The organism is Amycolatopsis echigonensis (assembly GCF_014174495.1).
In the GTDB taxonomy this organism is placed as follows: Bacteria; Actinomycetota; Actinomycetes; order Mycobacteriales; family Pseudonocardiaceae; genus Amycolatopsis; species Amycolatopsis echigonensis.
Genome location: NZ_JACJHR010000021.1, coordinates 85,683 through 101,001 on the forward strand (window position 1 = coordinate 85,683; position 15,319 = coordinate 101,001).

General features: G+C 70.4%; 15 protein-coding genes. 10 read left to right on the forward strand and 5 right to left on the reverse strand.

Features of this window, described 5'->3' with window-relative positions; translation table 11 throughout:
• Window positions 1-18: 18 nt before the first annotated feature.
• From H5411_RS16980 to H5411_RS16990, 3 genes are all read right to left on the reverse strand, one after another.
• A complete protein-coding gene (locus tag H5411_RS16980; RefSeq protein WP_081655054.1) occupies window positions 19-1,152 on the reverse strand; it encodes a site-2 protease family protein in 1,134 nt (377 codons plus the stop codon).
• 404 nt (window positions 1,153-1,556) lie between these two features.
• The gene (locus tag H5411_RS16985; protein WP_051165934.1) at window positions 1,557-1,868 is read right to left on the reverse strand and encodes a cupredoxin domain-containing protein; all 312 of its coding nucleotides are present in this window, start codon (window positions 1,866-1,868) and stop codon (window positions 1,557-1,559) included.
• Window positions 1,869-2,031: 163 nt separating this feature from the next.
• Complete coding sequence (locus H5411_RS16990) at window positions 2,032-3,261, reverse strand: hypothetical protein (protein WP_051165933.1); 1,230 nt, start codon at window positions 3,259-3,261, stop codon at window positions 2,032-2,034.
• 316 nt (window positions 3,262-3,577) lie between these two features.
• Here H5411_RS16990 and H5411_RS16995 point away from each other — a divergent pair, with 316 nt between their 5' ends.
• From H5411_RS16995 to H5411_RS17010, 4 genes are read left to right on the forward strand one after another with little or no spacing between them, the layout of a single operon-like run.
• A complete protein-coding gene (locus H5411_RS16995) occupies window positions 3,578-4,414 on the forward strand; it encodes a transporter substrate-binding domain-containing protein (RefSeq protein WP_235079085.1) in 837 nt (278 codons plus the stop codon).
• A gap of 10 nt (window positions 4,415-4,424) precedes the next feature.
• On the forward strand, window positions 4,425-5,069 hold the full coding sequence (locus tag H5411_RS17000) for an amino acid ABC transporter permease (RefSeq protein WP_037359837.1): 645 nt from the start codon (window positions 4,425-4,427) through the stop codon (window positions 5,067-5,069).
• Window positions 5,070-5,071: 2 nt separating this feature from the next.
• The gene (locus tag H5411_RS17005) at window positions 5,072-5,881 is read left to right on the forward strand and encodes an amino acid ABC transporter ATP-binding protein (protein WP_051165932.1); all 810 of its coding nucleotides are present in this window, start codon (window positions 5,072-5,074) and stop codon (window positions 5,879-5,881) included.
• Window positions 5,878-7,056, forward strand: coding sequence for an aminotransferase class V-fold PLP-dependent enzyme (locus H5411_RS17010; RefSeq protein WP_101437998.1), 1,179 nt, complete (start codon window positions 5,878-5,880; stop codon window positions 7,054-7,056). Before H5411_RS17005 ends, H5411_RS17010 begins: the two co-directional genes overlap by 4 nt.
• Before the next feature lie 50 nt (window positions 7,057-7,106).
• On the opposite strand, the gene H5411_RS17015 is transcribed toward H5411_RS17010, so the two are convergent.
• Both H5411_RS17015 and H5411_RS17020 read right to left on the reverse strand, forming a co-directional pair.
• On the reverse strand, window positions 7,107-7,964 hold the full coding sequence (locus H5411_RS17015; RefSeq protein ID WP_101437997.1) for an alpha/beta fold hydrolase: 858 nt from the start codon (window positions 7,962-7,964) through the stop codon (window positions 7,107-7,109).
• A 1,049-nt stretch (window positions 7,965-9,013) separates the two neighbouring features.
• Window positions 9,014-9,376 carry an ArsR/SmtB family transcription factor gene (locus tag H5411_RS17020; RefSeq protein ID WP_101441101.1) on the reverse strand — a complete coding sequence of 121 codons (363 nt, stop codon included), beginning with the start codon at window positions 9,374-9,376 and terminating at the stop codon, window positions 9,014-9,016.
• A 193-nt stretch (window positions 9,377-9,569) separates the two neighbouring features.
• Between H5411_RS17020 and H5411_RS17025 the strand changes: the two genes are divergently transcribed.
• The 6 genes from H5411_RS17025 to nuoK all read left to right on the forward strand — a co-directional run bounded on the left by H5411_RS17025 (window position 9,570) and on the right by nuoK (window position 15,317).
• Window positions 9,570-11,504 carry a heavy metal translocating P-type ATPase gene (locus H5411_RS17025; RefSeq protein WP_101441100.1) on the forward strand — a complete coding sequence of 645 codons (1,935 nt, stop codon included), beginning with the start codon at window positions 9,570-9,572 and terminating at the stop codon, window positions 11,502-11,504.
• A gap of 468 nt (window positions 11,505-11,972) precedes the next feature.
• Window positions 11,973-12,314, forward strand: a complete 342-nt coding sequence (locus tag H5411_RS17030; protein WP_037359835.1) for an NADH-quinone oxidoreductase subunit A — start codon at window positions 11,973-11,975, stop codon at window positions 12,312-12,314.
• Window positions 12,305-13,516, forward strand: a complete 1,212-nt coding sequence (locus H5411_RS17035) for a hypothetical protein (protein ID WP_101437996.1) — start codon at window positions 12,305-12,307, stop codon at window positions 13,514-13,516. The genes H5411_RS17030 and H5411_RS17035 overlap by 10 nt, the downstream gene beginning before the upstream one ends.
• Window positions 13,509-14,435: a complex I subunit 1 family protein gene (locus H5411_RS17040; RefSeq protein WP_101437995.1), complete on the forward strand. Its 927-nt coding sequence runs from the start codon at window positions 13,509-13,511 to the stop codon at window positions 14,433-14,435. Before H5411_RS17035 ends, H5411_RS17040 begins: the two co-directional genes overlap by 8 nt.
• Window positions 14,436-14,451: 16 nt before the next feature.
• Window positions 14,452-15,015 carry an NADH-quinone oxidoreductase subunit J gene (locus tag H5411_RS17045; RefSeq protein WP_101437994.1) on the forward strand — a complete coding sequence of 188 codons (564 nt, stop codon included), beginning with the start codon at window positions 14,452-14,454 and terminating at the stop codon, window positions 15,013-15,015.
• Window positions 15,012-15,317, forward strand: coding sequence for an NADH-quinone oxidoreductase subunit NuoK (gene nuoK / locus H5411_RS17050; RefSeq protein ID WP_101437993.1), 306 nt, complete (start codon window positions 15,012-15,014; stop codon window positions 15,315-15,317). Before H5411_RS17045 ends, nuoK begins: the two co-directional genes overlap by 4 nt.
• The last annotated feature ends 2 nt before the right edge of the window (window positions 15,318-15,319 follow it).

The window sequence follows — 15,319 nt, forward strand, 5'->3', positions numbered from 1 at the left end:
CGAACGACCCGTCCGGCCTCAGGAGCGAGCCGCCCGCGGATCCAGATCACCCTCCGCGAGCAGGCCCTTCGGTACACCGGCCCGATCGACGACCACAAGCTCGGCACCGCTGCGCACGCGTTCGGCGAGTTCCCGTCCGCGGAGACCAGCCGGGACGATCGCGTCCTCTCCGACCGTCCGGGCAACAGCCACGACAGGCACGGCCGGGCGCTGCGCCGGCGGCACCGCAAGCAGCGCCGACCGGCTCACGACTCCCCAGGCCCGGTCCTCGACGTCGAGGACCACCAGCTCCCGCACGCCGTACTGCTCGGCCACCATCAGCGACTCGGCAACGGACAGATGCTCGGCGACCGGAAGGACCGGCCGGCACAGGCTGCCGGCATCCGGCACCGGGAGGACGGCTTCGCTCAGCGCCTCCGACGCGCCTGCCCAGATCATCACCCCGGCGAAGACGAAGACGGCGGCGAACATGATCCCCGTCGAGGCACCGCCCAGGAGCCGCACGAGCGGAACCACGACGATCAGCACCGCGAGCAGACGCCCGAACCAGCCGGCGATCCTCGTCGCGCGCCGGCGGTCTCCGAAGACCCGCCACGCACCGGCTCGCAGGAGGTGCCCGCCGTCCAGCGGCAGCCCCGGCAGCAGGTTGAACAGGGCCAACGCCACGTTGAGAACAGCGAAGACATGGGTGAGCACCTCCGCCAGACCCGTCAGCGGCACCAGATCTTCAGCCAGGGCGGCCAGACCCGCCACCAGAACCGACGCCGCGGGCCCGCCGGCCGCCAGCAGCGCCTCGCCTCCGGGCGTGCGCGGGTCCCGGTCGAATTCGGTCGCACCGCCCAGCAGGTCGATCGTGATTCGCTTCGCCGGCATCCCGAGCGCCCGCCCCGCCGCCACATGGCCGAACTCGTGCACCAGCACGGACAACACCAGCACCGCTGGAAACACCAACGCCACCGCGTACCGCGCGATCCCGAGGCCGGGCGCCCACCTCCCTACCCACGGTGCGAACACGTAGACCATCAACGCGGCCAGCAGCGCCATCCACGGGCTCATCCGGACCGGAACCCGGCCGATCCGGCCGCACCCCCAGTCTCCGCCGCGCCGGCCCCACCGCGAAACGGCGCCTGGACCGCGCTGATGACGTCGCATGGAGTCATATTACTATATAGGTTAGTACTAATTGAGTTCCCGAGCCGGAGAGGAGGCGCGATGCCGCTCTCCTGCCCGATGACCGACGAAGCAGCCGCATATCTCCTGAAGAATCTGAGACCCGCGGAGCACGAGCGATTCCGGCGGCACTTGCGAGTCTGCATCGCGTGCCGCCGCGAGACCGACGAGCTGGGGCCCGTCGTCGACCTCCTCCGGGGCTTGCGCCCGGACCGTCCGGAGCACAGACCGGCGGACTGAAAACACGAACGCGATCTCCTGCTGTGATCGGCTGTCCGGCGCGCGAAGGAGAGCAGCGCTGCCGAAAATCACTGCCGCCTGAACCGTTCGGCCAGCTGGGGATCATTCTCCCACCACAGTCCTGCGGGCAGGCCTGCCCCCGCTGTTCAGTCGCCGCCGCCGCTGGGCTGAGCGGGCGACGTACCGGGTGCGGCGGAGCCCACCTCGATCGTCGTGTCCATGCCGAGTTCCTTGTGGTTGCCGACCGGGCAGGAAAGCTCATAGCGCCCTGGCTGGAGCGTGACGGTGAAGCTCCCCGACTCGCCGCCGCGCAAGGTGCCGGTCTTCTGATCGGCACCGCCGGGTCCGGCGAGTTCCAGCGCGTGGACTGTCGTTCCGCTGTTGCTCGCGACGAAGGTGTAGGTGCCGGGTGCCCACGTTCGCTGCGGCAGCCGGATCGCGAACTCGGTCAGCTCCACCGCGACCCGCGTCCCCGGCGGCGCAGCGCTCGACGACCGAGCCGGCGAAGCTGGGCTGCCGGGCGATCCGGCACCGCTCCCGCCGCATCCGGCCGCGCCGAGCGCCAGGATTCCGCCAGCCGCGGCTGCCCGGAGACCGCCCCGCCGACACGTCGCGCCGCGCCTAGCCATGGCGGCCGCCCGACGCCGGATCGCAGTAGTCGATGTCGTTCGTGGGATGGAACGGCCCCACGAGCAGCGCCCGCTTGAACGGGCCGCCCTCGGCGATCTCCTCCGCCGAAACGTCCAGCGTGAACTGGTCCCCCGGACGCAGCCGGCGGCCGGCGATCACGACCGGGGCGCGCACGAGGTAGATCGCCGACCAGGGGCAGCAGTAGTAGTTGCCGATCGCCGCGCCGCTGGCCGTGGTCCCGGCCGCGATCGCCTCCGCCCGCAGCGCCGCATCGATCTGCGCCTGGATCGTCAGCGTCGCCGCGGGGTCCGGGTCGCAGCGCCACAGGTGATCGATTGCCCGGCGCGCGGCCGGGTCGCGCTTCCAGCTCGCCCGGCTTGCCGGGTCGGTGAGGCACCACGGGTCGAAGCCCGCCTGTCCGGGAACCGGCAAGGCCGGTCCCGACACCATCGCGACCTGGACGTCGGGGCGATCCAGCAGAGCCGGCATCGCGAGCAGCTGCCCGATGAGGTAGTAGCGCTCGATCGCGCACTTGACCGAGTTCTCGACCCGCTGATGAACGGCCGCGTCAGCGTTCGGGGACCACAGCGACTCCGCGTAGGACGCAGTGCCCTCGGCTTCCGCCACCATCCCGTCGACGGTGGCCGCGAGGGCGTTCTTGCCCGCGGGGATTCCGGTGCGGGCGAAGTCGGCCTGCGCTGCCTGAACATGGTCGCGCATCGTCCGCACCGCGGCGAGCATGGCGGCCAGATGCGCACGCGGACACGGTTCGGCCTCGACCCAGGCGGGAAGCGAGGCGGGCAGGCTCACCTCGGCGGCGACGTCGAAACCGGGGTCGCGCGCGGCCCGTCGTGCGCGCGACGACCACTGCTCGACCTCGCCGAGGAACGCGGCCGCCTGCTCCGCCGTCACCGGCGGAAGGTATCCGACGGTCCGGGGAACCGCCGTGTAGTCCGCCTCGACGAACTGGTCGCCGAGGGTCTGCAAGGCGAATGCGTTCCAGGTGCACAGCAGCTGGCTCAGCTCGCCTGGGCGCGCTTGCCACAGCGTGGCCCCGCGGCCGGCAAGGCGGTCCCGGAGTTTCTCCGCCGTCAGCAAGTCCTCGTACGCGCCCGCACCGGCTCGCCGGTACGCCTCCACCGTCTCGGCCGAGACCTCTCCCCGCAGCACAGCCGCGAGCCGGGTCATCAGCGTCGGCCGCACCGCTTGCTGCTCCGGCATGAGCGTCCACCTTCCACTCCGGACAGACCGTCAATCTACTACTTGAGTTAGGAGCGAGGAAGCGCGCGCACGCGTCGTCGCCTTGTTCGCGCAGGCAGCCGGCAGTAGGTTGACGGCCCTCGGCTCGCCCGCCGCGACCTTACGCTCAGGTCGTTACGGTTCGGTTTCCAGTCCGACAGCCGGGTGAACCCCCGTTGACCCATACCCTAGGGGGGCATACAGTCCACTCGTTCGAGTGATGCGCATCACGACCGAAGCGGCTGCCGCGACGGGTGTCCGATGGCCGCCAGATTCCTCTGTCCCCAAGGGAGCCGCCATGCGCAAGGTACGGATGCAGCTGTCGCGAAGGGTCGTCCTGTCCTCGGTTCTGATCGTCTCGGCCGGGACGGTGCTCGGTTGTTCGAGCGCAGCCTCCGGAGACGTGCTGCAGAAGGTGCGCGACAGCGGCACCTTGCGCGTCGCGCTGACACAAGCGAATCCACCGTGGAATTTCGTTGGCCCGTCGGGCACTCCGATCGGCTACGACGTGGATGTCGCCAACGAACTGGCGCGCCGGATGGGCGTCGGGAAGGTCGAATTCGTCCAGGCGAGTTTCCAGACGTTCATCGAAGGCATCAAGGCGGGCCGGTACGACATGGTGATCTCCGGCCAGACCATCACCGCGGCCCGCAAGCAACAGGTCGACTTCTCCCGGCCCTACGAGGTGAACGGAATCTCGGTCTTCGTTCAGGCGTCGAATCCGAAGATCGCCTCGCTGACCGACCTCAAGGGCAAGACGGTCGCGGTGTCGGCAGGCACGACGCAGCAAAGCTTCGCACAGGACAAGATCCCGGACGTGCAGGTGAAAACGTACGAGAACGCGACACTCGGCCTGACCGATCTTTCCCGCGGGAACGCCGACGCGATGCTGGTTTCACGCTTCCAGGGCAGTTACCTGGCCAGCAAGAACGGCCTCGCCGTGAAGCCGGTGGGACCGCTGCTGGAGAGCGAGGTCAACGGCATGTCCTTCCGCAAGGATTCGCCCGCGCTCAAACAGGAAGCCGACAAGGCGATCGCCGCGATGATCGCCGACGGCACCCTGACCCGCATCTCGAAGCAGTGGCTCGGCGGCCTGGACATGGCGGCCGAACTCAAGACCGCGCCGGCGAACTAGGGAGGACGTCATGGACCTGCTCGCCAACGCGTTTCCCATGCTGGCCAAAGGACTCGGCGTCACCGTGCTGCTCGGCGTGGTGTCGTTCGCCCTCGGCTCGGCGCTCGGTGCGCTGATCGCACTGGCGCGGATCTCGTCGATCCGGGTGCTGCGGGCCGTCGCGATCGGCTACGTCTCGGTGTTCCGCGGCACCCCGCTGCTGATCCAGATCATGGTGCTCTACTTCGGACTGCCGCAGCTGGGCGTCCAGCTGGAGCCGATCCCGTCAGCGATCCTGGCTCTGACGCTGTTCTCCGCCGCCTACCTCAGCGAGAACTTCCGCGGCGGAATCCTCGGTGTCGACAAAGGACAGTGGGAAGCCGCCTCCTCGATCGGCATGCCGTACTGGCGCACTTTCCGCAGGATCGTGTTCCCGCAGGCGATCCGGATCGCGACGCCGGCGGTCGGCAGCCGCTTCATCGCACTCATGAAGGACACCTCGCTGGCGTCGGTGGTGACCGTGGTCGAGCTGACCCGGGTCGCGGAAAGCGTGGGAAACGCCAGTTTCCGTTACATGGAGGCATTCCTGCTCGCCGGGCTGATGTACTGGCTGATCAACACGTTGCTGTCGCTCGGGCAGAGCGTGCTCGAAAAGCGGATGGGAAGGGCGTACTGAAGATGACCCAGCCGATGATCGAACTTCGCGGCATCCACAAGCGCTTCGCCGACCTCGAGGTGCTCCGCGGCGTGGACCTGACCGTCCGGGCCGGCGAGGTCGTGGTCCTCATGGGACCGTCCGGATCGGGCAAGACGACCCTGGTGCGGTGCATGAACCTGTTGGAGGAGCCCGATTCCGGGCATCTGCGCGTCTGCGACTGCGCTTTCGACTGCGGTTCGCCGCGCGACCGCGCCGGACGGCGGCTGGCGCGGCAAGCCCGCCGGCGAACCGGCATGGTCTTCCAGCAGTTCAACCTGTTCCCGCACATGACCGCCCTGGGCAACGTCATCGAGGGGCCGCGCCAGGTCCGTCAGCTGCCGATGTCCGAGGCGATCGCCCTCGGCGAGCGGCTGCTGGACAGGGTCGGGCTGTCCGGAAAACGCGACGAATACCCATCCCGCCTCTCGGGCGGTCAGAAGCAGCGAGTCGCCATCGCCCGGGCGCTGGCGATGGAACCGCGGGCAGTGCTCTTCGACGAACCCACCTCGGCACTGGACCCCGAACTGCACGCCGAGGTGCTGGAAGTCATCAGGGAGCTGGCCGGAGAAGGCATGACCATGGTGATCGTCACGCACGAGACCCACTTCGCCCGCGAAATCGCCGACCGCATCGTGTTCATGGACGGCGGCGTCATCGTCGAAGAAGCGGCGCCGGAAGCCTTCTTCACCCGGCCGACCCAGGAACGGGCACGCTCGTTCCTGCGACTGGTGGATCACACGGGCGCGACGGCAGCCGCGCCCCTCCCCCGACGCGGCGAGGAGGCGGTATGACCCCGTTCGACGTCGACACCGCACGCAAGGAAACGCCCGGCTGCGAGACGGTCGTGCACTTCAACAACGCCGGAGCCGCCTTGATGCCGCGTCCGGTGCTGGACAGCGTCATCGGGCATCTCAATCTCGAAGCGAGCATCGGCGGATACGAGGCCGCTGCCGCCGCGAACGACGCCCTGGAAGGCGTCTACCCGTCGGCGGCGCGCCTGCTCGGCTGCGCACCGGACGAGATCGCGTTCCTCGACAGCGCCACCCGGGCCTGGGACTTGGCGTTCTTCGCGATTCCGTTCCGGCCCGGCGACCGCGTCCTCACCAGCGAAGCCGAGTACGCGAGCAACTTCATCGCCTACCTGCAGGCCGCCGAGCGCCACGGCATCGAGGTGGCGGTAGTGCCCAACGACGAATCCGGCCAGATTTCGGTGCCGCGGCTGCGCGAGATGCTCGACGACCGGGTCCGGCTGGTCTCGCTGACCCACGTGCCCACCAACGGCGGCCTGGTCAACCCGGCGGCGGAAGTCGGCCGCGCGGCCCGCGAGGCCGGCGTGCTGTTCCTGCTCGACGCCTGCCAGTCGGCCGGCCAGATCCCGCTCGACGTCGACGCGATCGGCTGCGACCTGCTGTCGCTGACCGGGCGCAAGTACCTGCGCGGGCCGCGCGGGACCGGGATCCTCTACGTCCGCCGCGAACGGCTGGCCGAGCTGACACCGCCCATGCTGGACCTGCACGCCGCCAAGTGGGTAGCGCGCGACCGCTACGAGATGCGCGAGGACGCACGCCGGTTCGAATCCTGGGAATTCAACGTCGCGGCGAAAATCGGCTTCGGCGCTGCGGTCGACTACGCGCTCGGCTGGGATCTCGACGCCATCTGGGAGCGCGTCAGCCGGCTTGCCGCCGACCTTCGCCCCCGACTGGACGAACTGCCGGGTGTCCGCGTGCGCGACGTCGGCGCCGAGCAGTGCGGAATCGTCTCCTTCACCGTCGACGCCATGACCGGCGACGCGGTGAAAACGGCGCTGGCACAACACTCGATCAACGTGAGCGTGTCCCGCGCACCGTCGACTCGCTGGGACATGGAGCATCGCGGCCTGGCCGAGGTCGTGCGCGCCTCGCTGCACTACTACAACACCGTCGAGGAGATCGACGCCTTCTGCCGCGTGCTCCACGCTGCCGGATGAACTCGGCCGGCCTCGCGGAGTCGCTCCGATGCGGCGGAAGCGCCTCCACCTCACCGAATCCGCTGCGGGAGCAGGCTCGCCAGGGCTTCCTCCTGGCGGCCGAACATCGCGAGGTGCCCTTCGCCGCGGCAGCGGTGCAGCGCCGCGCCAGGGATCCGAGCCGCGAGATGTTCGGCGTGGTGGAACGGGACCAGCGAATCGCGGTCGCCGTGCCACAACGACACCGGGACGGCGATCGCGGCCAGGTCGAATCCCCACGGCCGCACGAATGCCAGGTCGTCCGCAATCACTCCGGCCCAGCCCTGCCGGGCAGCCTCGGCCAAGCCCGGTGCCAGGGCTTCGCCGAGCCCGTCGATCCCGCCGAATGCCCGCACCTCGTCCGCCGGCAAGTCCGCCGCAAGGCTCCCGCCGGAGAGAAGGCTCTCCAATCGCTCCGGTTCCTGTGCCGCGCACGAGAATTCGCGCGCGTTCGGCGCGTGCATCCCCTCGAACGCGCCCGGCCGGTCGAGCGGTCCGATCCCGCACGTGAGCGCCACCGCAGTCACTCGGTCCGGACAGGACCATGCCGTCGCGAGCGCGAAGGGTGCACCGCCGGACATCCCGGTCACGGCGAACGCGTCTACGCCGAGAGCATCGGCCAGCCGCGCGGCATCGCACGCGACGTCGAGCAGCGTCCGGCCCGGGCGCGGGTCGGAGCGGCCATAGCCAGGCCGGTCGAAGGTGATCAGCCGGACGCCGAGTCCGGCAGTCGCCTCTTCGCCGGGAAACTGTTCCCGCCTCGACCCGGGCGTGCCGTGGAACCGGAACACCGGGAATCCGTCGCGGTTGCCCCGCTCCTCGAACGCGAGCCGCCTGCCGTCTTCCAGCTCCACGGTTCGCGCCGGGAAGCTGTCTTGCGTCGGTGCCATGGCGCAACCGTACGAACGAGCACGCTCGCTCGCCTCCACCCCAAGGTTGATCCCGGGTCGACAGCCCGGCAGGCTCGCCGGTCGAGATCGATGCCTTCTGCCGCGCTCCGCATTGCCGGATGATCTCGGCCGAAAGCACGCCTGAGGATCAGGTGCGGCCCATCGCCGACCCCGCCGGACGGGGCAAAACTCTTCCGCGGCAACGTACCCGCTGACCGACCGCACTCTTCGGCAGCTCGGGCGAGCGACCGAACATCGCGATGTGCCTTTCGCCTCGGCTCGCGGCGACGCAAGCGCCGCAGCAGGTTGCCGATGTACGAACTTGCCCGAGGCGGGATCCGGTCCTTTCGATCTTCCTGAGATGTGGACGGCAGTGCGGCGGGGCCAAGGCGCCGCAGCAGCCGTTTCGAGGGTCGCCTGTGCGAGCGCGGCGGTGACCCGGCGCGAGGCGGGTGCGGCGTCATGCTCAGCGGCCTCGTTGCCGACCTCGCCGGTCTCCCGGCAGGCCGGCACGCAATGCCAGGGACTTAACCTTCGTGGCCTCGGCCCGCTGACCGTCCATAAAGGACGTCGGGATCGCCGAAATGCTCTATCGATGCCCGCATGACTGTTTTCGCAGGTCCGCGAGGGGAACCCTGAGGGACTCAGAGTCAATGCCAGGAACTTAAGCCGCGTCGACACGGCCTGCTGACCGTCCACAAGAGAAGCCGACGCCGCCGGAATGACCGATTGATGCCCTTCTGACCGTTCCCGCCGCGCACCCAATGCCACATTGGGTGCGTCGCATGCACCCAATGCCACATTGGGGCGCTGGCCCTCCCTCTGCCGAGCCACCGAGTCCAGCCAGCTCTGCGACCTAGGACAGACACGCCTCAACCGCACCCACAGCTTCACCTCAAGTTCCTGGCATGGGGAATCAGAGTCCCTCCCCGCGCGGCCGGCCGGAACCGATCGGCGGGGGCACAGCGGCTCCGCCCCGGCGGACCGGCGTCGAGTTCCGGCAGGGCGCTTCCGCGGACTCGGTGCACCACCCCGGGTTCCGAGGACGGTCAGCCCGCGGTGCGGGGAGCGTCGCTCAACCCGAGACGCAAGTGCTCGCTGTGGTAGACGGCTTCGTCCAGCAGCTGGGCGACGTGGTTGTCGTAGAGGCTGTAGACAATGCTGCGGCCGGTCCGGGTGCCGGTGACCAGGCCGAGATTGCGCAGCAGCCGCAACTGATGCGACACCGCGGACTGTTCCATGCCGATCGCCTCCGCGAGCGCGGTGACCGGCCGGGGTTCGTGCCGCAGTTCGGTCAGGATCAGCAACCGGCTCGGGGTGGCCAGCGCCTGCAGGGTGGTGGCGACGTGCGCGGCCGACTCGGCGTCGAGCCGCGCTGCCGGGCGGTCGCGCCCCTGCACCCCGTGTCCCATGCGGTGCAGCATAACTCACCCCATAACGCATGAAGACATCTTCATGTGTTCTGTTATCGTGATCCGGTCAGCCCGCTCGTCTTGGAGGTTCCTCGTGGTCTCGTCGCCCACCGTCGCAGCCGGCGCTTCAGCTGTCGCGGCGTCTGCCGAGGCTGTCCCCGCACGGCGGACCCGGCTGTTCGCGCTGGCGGAGATGCGCTGGGCCGCGGCCGCGCTGGCGCTGTTCCTGGCCGGGCTGGCCGTGCAGCTGGCCGGCGGTCCGGCGTGGGCGTGGTGGGCGCTGTACCTGGCCTGCTACATCACCGGCGGATGGGAACCCGGATGGGCCGGGCTGCAGGCGCTGCGCGAGAAGACCCTGGACGTCGACCTGCTGATGGTCGCCGCCGCGATCGGGGCCGCGGCGATCGGGCAGGTGATGGACGGCGGCCTGCTGATCGTCATCTTCGCCACCTCCGGCGCGCTGGAGGCACTGGCCACCGCCCGCACCGAGGACGCGGTCCGCGGCCTGCTCGACCTCGCGCCCGAAACCGCGACCCGCCTCGGCCCCGACGGCGCCGAGCACACGGTGCGGGCGGCCGATCTGGAGGTCGGCGACGTCGTGCTGGTGCGGCCCGGCGAGCGCATCGCCGCCGACGGCGCGGTCGTGGGCGGGGCCAGCGAAGTCGACCAGGCGACCATCACCGGCGAACCGCTGCCGGTGGACAAGACGACCGGCGACGAGGTGTTCGCCGGCACCCTCAACGGCACCGGGTCGCTGCGGGTGCGCGTGGACCGCCGCGCCGAAGACTCCGTCGTCGCCCGCATCGCTTCCCTGGTCGAGCAGGCCAGCCGGACCAAGGCGAAAACCCAGCTGTTCATCGAAAAAGTCGAGCAGCGCTACTCGCTCGGCATGGTCGCCGCGACCATCGCCCTGTTCGTGCTCCCGCTGCTGTGGGGCGACCCGCTGCAGGACTCGCTGTTGCGCGCGATGACGTTCATGATCGTCGCCTCGCCCTGCGCGGTGGTCCTCGCGACGATGCCGCCGCTGCTGGCCGCGATCGCCAACGCCGGGCGCCACGGCGTGCTCGCCAAGTCCGCCGTCGTGATGGAGCAGCTCGGCGCGACCACCCGCGTCGCCTTCGACAAGACCGGCACTCTCACCCGCGGCGTCCCGGAGCTGGCCGAGATCCGCGTCCTGCCCGGTACGCGCTTCACCGAAGACGACGTCCTGCGGCTGGCCGCAGCGGCCGAGCACCCCAGCGAGCACCCGCTCGCCGCCGCTGTCGTGCGGGCAGCCCGAGCCCGCGGCCTCGAACTGCCCGCCGTCGACGAATTCAGCGCCCAGCCCGGGCGCGGCGTCTCCGCGCGGGTAGAGGACCGGTTCATCCAAGTCGGCTCGCCTGGCGCCCTCCTGCCGGAGGGAGACGGCACGGCCGGCCTCGCCACCGCCGCCTCCGCGGTCGACGCCCTGCAGCAGCGCGGCAGCACCGCCGTGGTCGTGCGGTGCGAGCACCAGCCGATCGCGGTACTGGCGATCACCGACCAGCTGCGCCCCGAAGCCGCCGGCACCGTCGCGGCAGTCACCCGGCTCACCGGCGCCGCCCCGGTCCTGTTGACCGGAGACAACCATGCCACAGCCCGGAAACTGGCCGGCCAGGTCGGGATCGCCGACGTGCGCGCCGGGCTGCTGCCCGACGACAAGGTCATCGCCGTGCGCGAACTGGCAGCCGACGGCCAGCGCGTCACCGTGATCGGCGACGGCATCAACGACGCCCCCGCGCTCGCCGCCGCCCACACCGGAATCGCGATGGGCGGAGCGGGATCCGACCTGACCCTGCAGACCGCCGACGCCGTGATCATCCGCGACGACCTCGCCACGGTCCCCGCCGTCATCGCGCTGTCGCGCCGAGCCCGCCGCGTCGTCACCGCCAACCTCGTCATCGCCGCGACCTTCATCACCGCCCTGGTCCTCTGGGACCTGATCGGCACCCTCCCGCTCCCGCTCGGCGTCGCCGGACACGAAGGCTCCACGGTCATCGTCGGCCTCAACGGCCTCCGCCTCCTGCGCGCGGCGGCCTGGCGCCGCGCCGTCCGCGAGTCCGCACCGGCCGCCGGCGGAGATCGGGAAGCCGCGACGTCCGGAACCTGACGCTGCCGATCGTCGCGACTTTCTTGCCAGCAGCGGATTTCGGCCGCCGCGGTGTGTTCTCCCGGAGATGGCCGGGGCACCAGCCGTCCGGGCCCGCCGCGCGAGGTCGACGAATCGCCACAGTTCCAGGCCAACGACATCCCGCCGGCCGCAGCGTCCGAAGAGGACAGTCGAGCGGCCCCACCTGCTCGTCTGTCCGAGCCACCCCGCCAGATCACGCGCCCCGGAACCGGAACACAGGAAACCTGCCGAGGTCGCCCGCTCACCGGCCGCCTGGCGTTTCCATGCCACGGCCCACCCGTACGAAACACCGCTCCAACCCGCCCTCTGCACCGAAGCCGATCCCAGATCGACAGCCCGCGAGCGCCCCTATAGCATTACCCCGTACCCGTATAGGAGCGTCGAACTGCCGGTCCCGGTCCGGCCCTCTAAGCTCCGTAGTAGACCGATGCAGACCGAGGAGGCGGAGTGCTGGGTGCGCTCGCGGCCCTTGCCGCGGTTGTCCTGCTGGCCGCCGGCGGCTACGCCTTCGCGCGGCTGGTCCGGCTCGCGCCGACCGCACGGGACGTCCTGCCGTTCCTCTCCGGCGGTTCCCCGGCCGAGCACGCGGTGTCCCGTTTCCACGTCCGCTGGTACCCGATCACCATGGTGTTCCTCGCCTTCGACATGGAGATGGTCTTCATGTACCCGTGGACGCTGGTCGTCAAGGAAGTCGGGACCACGGCGGTCGTGGAGATGTTCGCGTTCCTCGCCGTGCTCTTCGCCGGAGTCTGGTACGCGCGGCGGGAAGGCGTGTTCCGATGGACCTGACCGCCTGGCTGCTCCAACGGATTTCGGTGCGGCCGCTGCTCGTCAGCACGGTCGGGGGAACTGCCGCCCGGCTCGCCGCGGAACAGCGGGTCCGCCGGCGCGGCTGGCGTCCCGCGCTGAACCCGGCCGAAGCGAACCTGCTGATCGTCGCCGGACCGCAGGATCCGGCGATGGAGCCGTTCCTCGAAGCCGTGTGGCGCGTCGTCCCGGAACCCCGGTCCCGAGCCGACATCGCCGATCCCGCCGAGGCGGACGCCAAGCTGACCGAGGCGGAACAGCAGCTCCGCTCCGGGGTGCTGCCGCCGGATGCCGACCTGGACCGCCACGAAGCAGCCCGCAGTCAGCATCCTCCGGCCGACAACCACGGAATGCACGGCCACGAGATGCACCACGGCGGCGACGCTGAGCCCGGCATGGGGCACGGCGGGCACGACATGAGCAAGCACGGCCACCAAGCCCACGACTCGGACGATGGCGGGCACCAAGGCCACGACATGGGCCACAGCGAGCACCAGTCCCACGACATGGGGCACAGCGGGCACCACGGACACGACATGGGCGGGATGTCCATGCCCGGCGGCATCCCGATGGCGGACCGCGCCGACGACCGCGACGGCCTGAAACTCGACCGGCTCACCGTGCCGCTCGGCCCGGTGCTGCCCGCGTGGCCGGCCGGGCTGCTGGTGCGGACAACGCTGCAAGGCGACGTGATCCAAGAGGCCGAAGTCGAAGCGGTGCGCGGCCACCCGCACGGCATGGAGCCGTTCTGGGACACGCTCCCGCTCGAAAGCACCCGGATCGCCGCGCGACGGCTCGACAGCTGCGCGCGGCTGCTGTCCGTCGCGGGCTGGGAGGACGCCGCCGTCGCCGCCTGCCGGTTGCGCGACGATCTGCTCGCCGGACGCGACGTCGGCGGCCAGCTGGCCCGGTGGGCCCGCCGCGTCCGGCGGTCGAGGACGCTGCGCTGGTCGTTGTCCGGGCTGGGGCGGCTCGACCGCGGAGCGCTGGCCGGCGACACCGCCGATCGCCTGTACCGCTGGCTCGACGAGGCGACCGGCACCGCACCGGCCACCGTCGAGGACCCGGACGAAATTCTCGCTCTGCTGCCCGATCTGCTCGCCGGTGCCGAACTCGCGGCGGCGCGGTTGATCGTCGCCGGGCTCGATCCCGATCTCGAGCGGACGCGGGTGACCCATGCGTGACGAACTGCCCTGGTGGGCAGGATTGCTCCTGCCGCTCGTGCTGGCGGCCCTCGCCGCGGCGACCGCGTCGACGGACGCCGTGCTCACCGCCCGGACCGCGGGAGCACCGGCACGACAGGCGCTGACCCTCCCGCTGCGCGACCTCGCCGGATTCCTGGTGCAGCAGCGGCGGCGCACACTGGCCGCAGATGTCCTCTTAGGACAGAGCGGAGCGGTCGCGCTCCTGGCCGCCGCCGTGCTCGCGTCGCTGGTCACCCCATTCGGCCAGCGGCCGGTCGCGGACTTCTCGATCGGCATCGTCTGGTTCAACGCCATGGAGGTGGTGGCCTGGGCGGCCGTCTGGCTGGTCGGCTGGGGCGCCAACTCGGCGTACGGCCTGGTCGGGAGCTACCGGTTCATCGCGCAGGGGCTGGCCTACGAGCTGCCGCACATGTTCGCGTTGATCACCGCGGCGCTGGGCGCGGGTTCGCTGCGGGTGCCGGATGTGGTGGCCGCGCAGAGTTCACTGTGGTTCGCGGTGTGGATGCCCGCCGCATTCGCCGGGTACCTGCTGTCGGTTCCGGCGATGGCGTTCTGGGGCCCGTTCGATCACCCGGTCGGCTCCGACGCGTCCGGCGGAGCGGCGGCCGAACTGTCCGGAGTGGACCGTCTGGTGTTCCTCGGCGGACGCTGGCTGCTGCTGGTGTCCGGGGCGGCGTTCGCGGTGCCGCTGTTCCTCGGCGGCGGCGCCGGGCCGCTGCTGCCGCCGTGGTTGTGGTCGGTGGTCAAGACCCTCGCGGTGCTGGCCGTGCTGGTGTGGCTGAAACGCCGGCTGCCGACCGTGCGGATGGAGCGCTACCAGGAGATCGCCTGGGTCGTGCTGATCCCGGTGACGCTGGTGCAGGCGCTGGTCGTCGCTGTCGTTGTGCTCGTTCGCTGAGGAAGGGAGCAGTCGCATGTGGACACAAGTCGCGTTCTGGGCCTGCGCCGTCGCGGCGGTCGCGACGGGAGTCGCGGTGTTCCGGGTCGACTCGATGGCGCGGGCGACCTTCGCTCTGCTGGCGTCGTTCGTCTTCGCGGCGGGCACGCTCCTGCTGCTGAACCTGGCCTACCTCGGGATCCTGGTCGTGCTGATGATGATCATGGAGATGGTCGTGATGGTCGTCTTCATGATCATGTACATGATGAACCCGGCCGGGTTGATGCCGATGACGATGGTGCACAACCAGAAGGGCTCGCTCGCGATCTCCGGCGCGGTGTTCGCCGCGCTGGCCGCCGGGATTTTCCTGGTTCCGTGGCCGGCATCCGCCCGGCCGCGCCCGGCCGACCCGACACGGGCGCTGGGCGAGGCGCTGATGGGGTCGAAGATGCTCGTCATGATGGTGCTCGGGCTGTGCCTGTTCGCCACGATGGTCGCCACCGTCGTCCTGGCGACCCACCGCGGCCGGTACGACCGCTACGGCGACCGTCTGGACGCGAAACGTCCGGACGATCCGGTGCGGGGAGGGCTGAACCGGTGACCCTGCAGGCTTTTCTCTTGCTGGCCGCGGCGTTGTTCAGCGTCGGCCTGTACGGCGCGTTGTCGCAGCAGTCCATCGTGATGATCATGATGGGCCTGGAGCTGATGGCGAACGCGGTGATCGTCGCCGGAGCCGCCTTCTGGTACTTCGTCTCCCCCGATCGGCCCGACGGCCAGGTCGTCGTGCTCGTCGCGGTGACGCTGATGGCGGTGGACATGGCGGTCGGCTTCGCCGTCGTCACGGCGATCTTCCGGCGTCGTGACGTCGACCTGACCGACTCCGCCGCCGACCTCAAGGGCTGATC

Excerpts from the sequence above, each read along its gene's own strand:
- H5411_RS17015 (WP_101437997.1), bottom strand. The coding sequence starts at position 7,964 with ATGGCACCGACGCAAGACAGCTTCCCGGCGCGAACCGTGGAGCTGGAA.
- H5411_RS17010 (WP_101437998.1), top strand. The coding sequence starts at position 5,878 with ATGACCCCGTTCGACGTCGACACCGCACGCAAGGAAACGCCCGGCTGC.
- H5411_RS16980 (WP_081655054.1), bottom strand. The coding sequence starts at position 1,152 with ATGCGACGTCATCAGCGCGGTCCAGGCGCCGTTTCGCGGTGGGGCCGG.
- H5411_RS17045 (WP_101437994.1), top strand. The coding sequence starts at position 14,452 with ATGTGGACACAAGTCGCGTTCTGGGCCTGCGCCGTCGCGGCGGTCGCG.
- H5411_RS16990 (WP_051165933.1), bottom strand. The coding sequence starts at position 3,261 with ATGCCGGAGCAGCAAGCGGTGCGGCCGACGCTGATGACCCGGCTCGCG.
- H5411_RS17040 (WP_101437995.1), top strand. The coding sequence starts at position 13,509 with ATGCGTGACGAACTGCCCTGGTGGGCAGGATTGCTCCTGCCGCTCGTG.
- H5411_RS17025 (WP_101441100.1), top strand. The coding sequence starts at position 9,570 with ATGCGCTGGGCCGCGGCCGCGCTGGCGCTGTTCCTGGCCGGGCTGGCC.
- H5411_RS17005 (WP_051165932.1), top strand. The coding sequence starts at position 5,072 with ATGACCCAGCCGATGATCGAACTTCGCGGCATCCACAAGCGCTTCGCC.
- H5411_RS16995 (WP_235079085.1), top strand. The coding sequence starts at position 3,578 with ATGCGCAAGGTACGGATGCAGCTGTCGCGAAGGGTCGTCCTGTCCTCG.
- H5411_RS17020 (WP_101441101.1), bottom strand. The coding sequence starts at position 9,376 with ATGGGACACGGGGTGCAGGGGCGCGACCGCCCGGCAGCGCGGCTCGAC.
- H5411_RS17000 (WP_037359837.1), top strand. The coding sequence starts at position 4,425 with ATGGACCTGCTCGCCAACGCGTTTCCCATGCTGGCCAAAGGACTCGGC.
- H5411_RS17035 (WP_101437996.1), top strand. The coding sequence starts at position 12,305 with ATGGACCTGACCGCCTGGCTGCTCCAACGGATTTCGGTGCGGCCGCTG.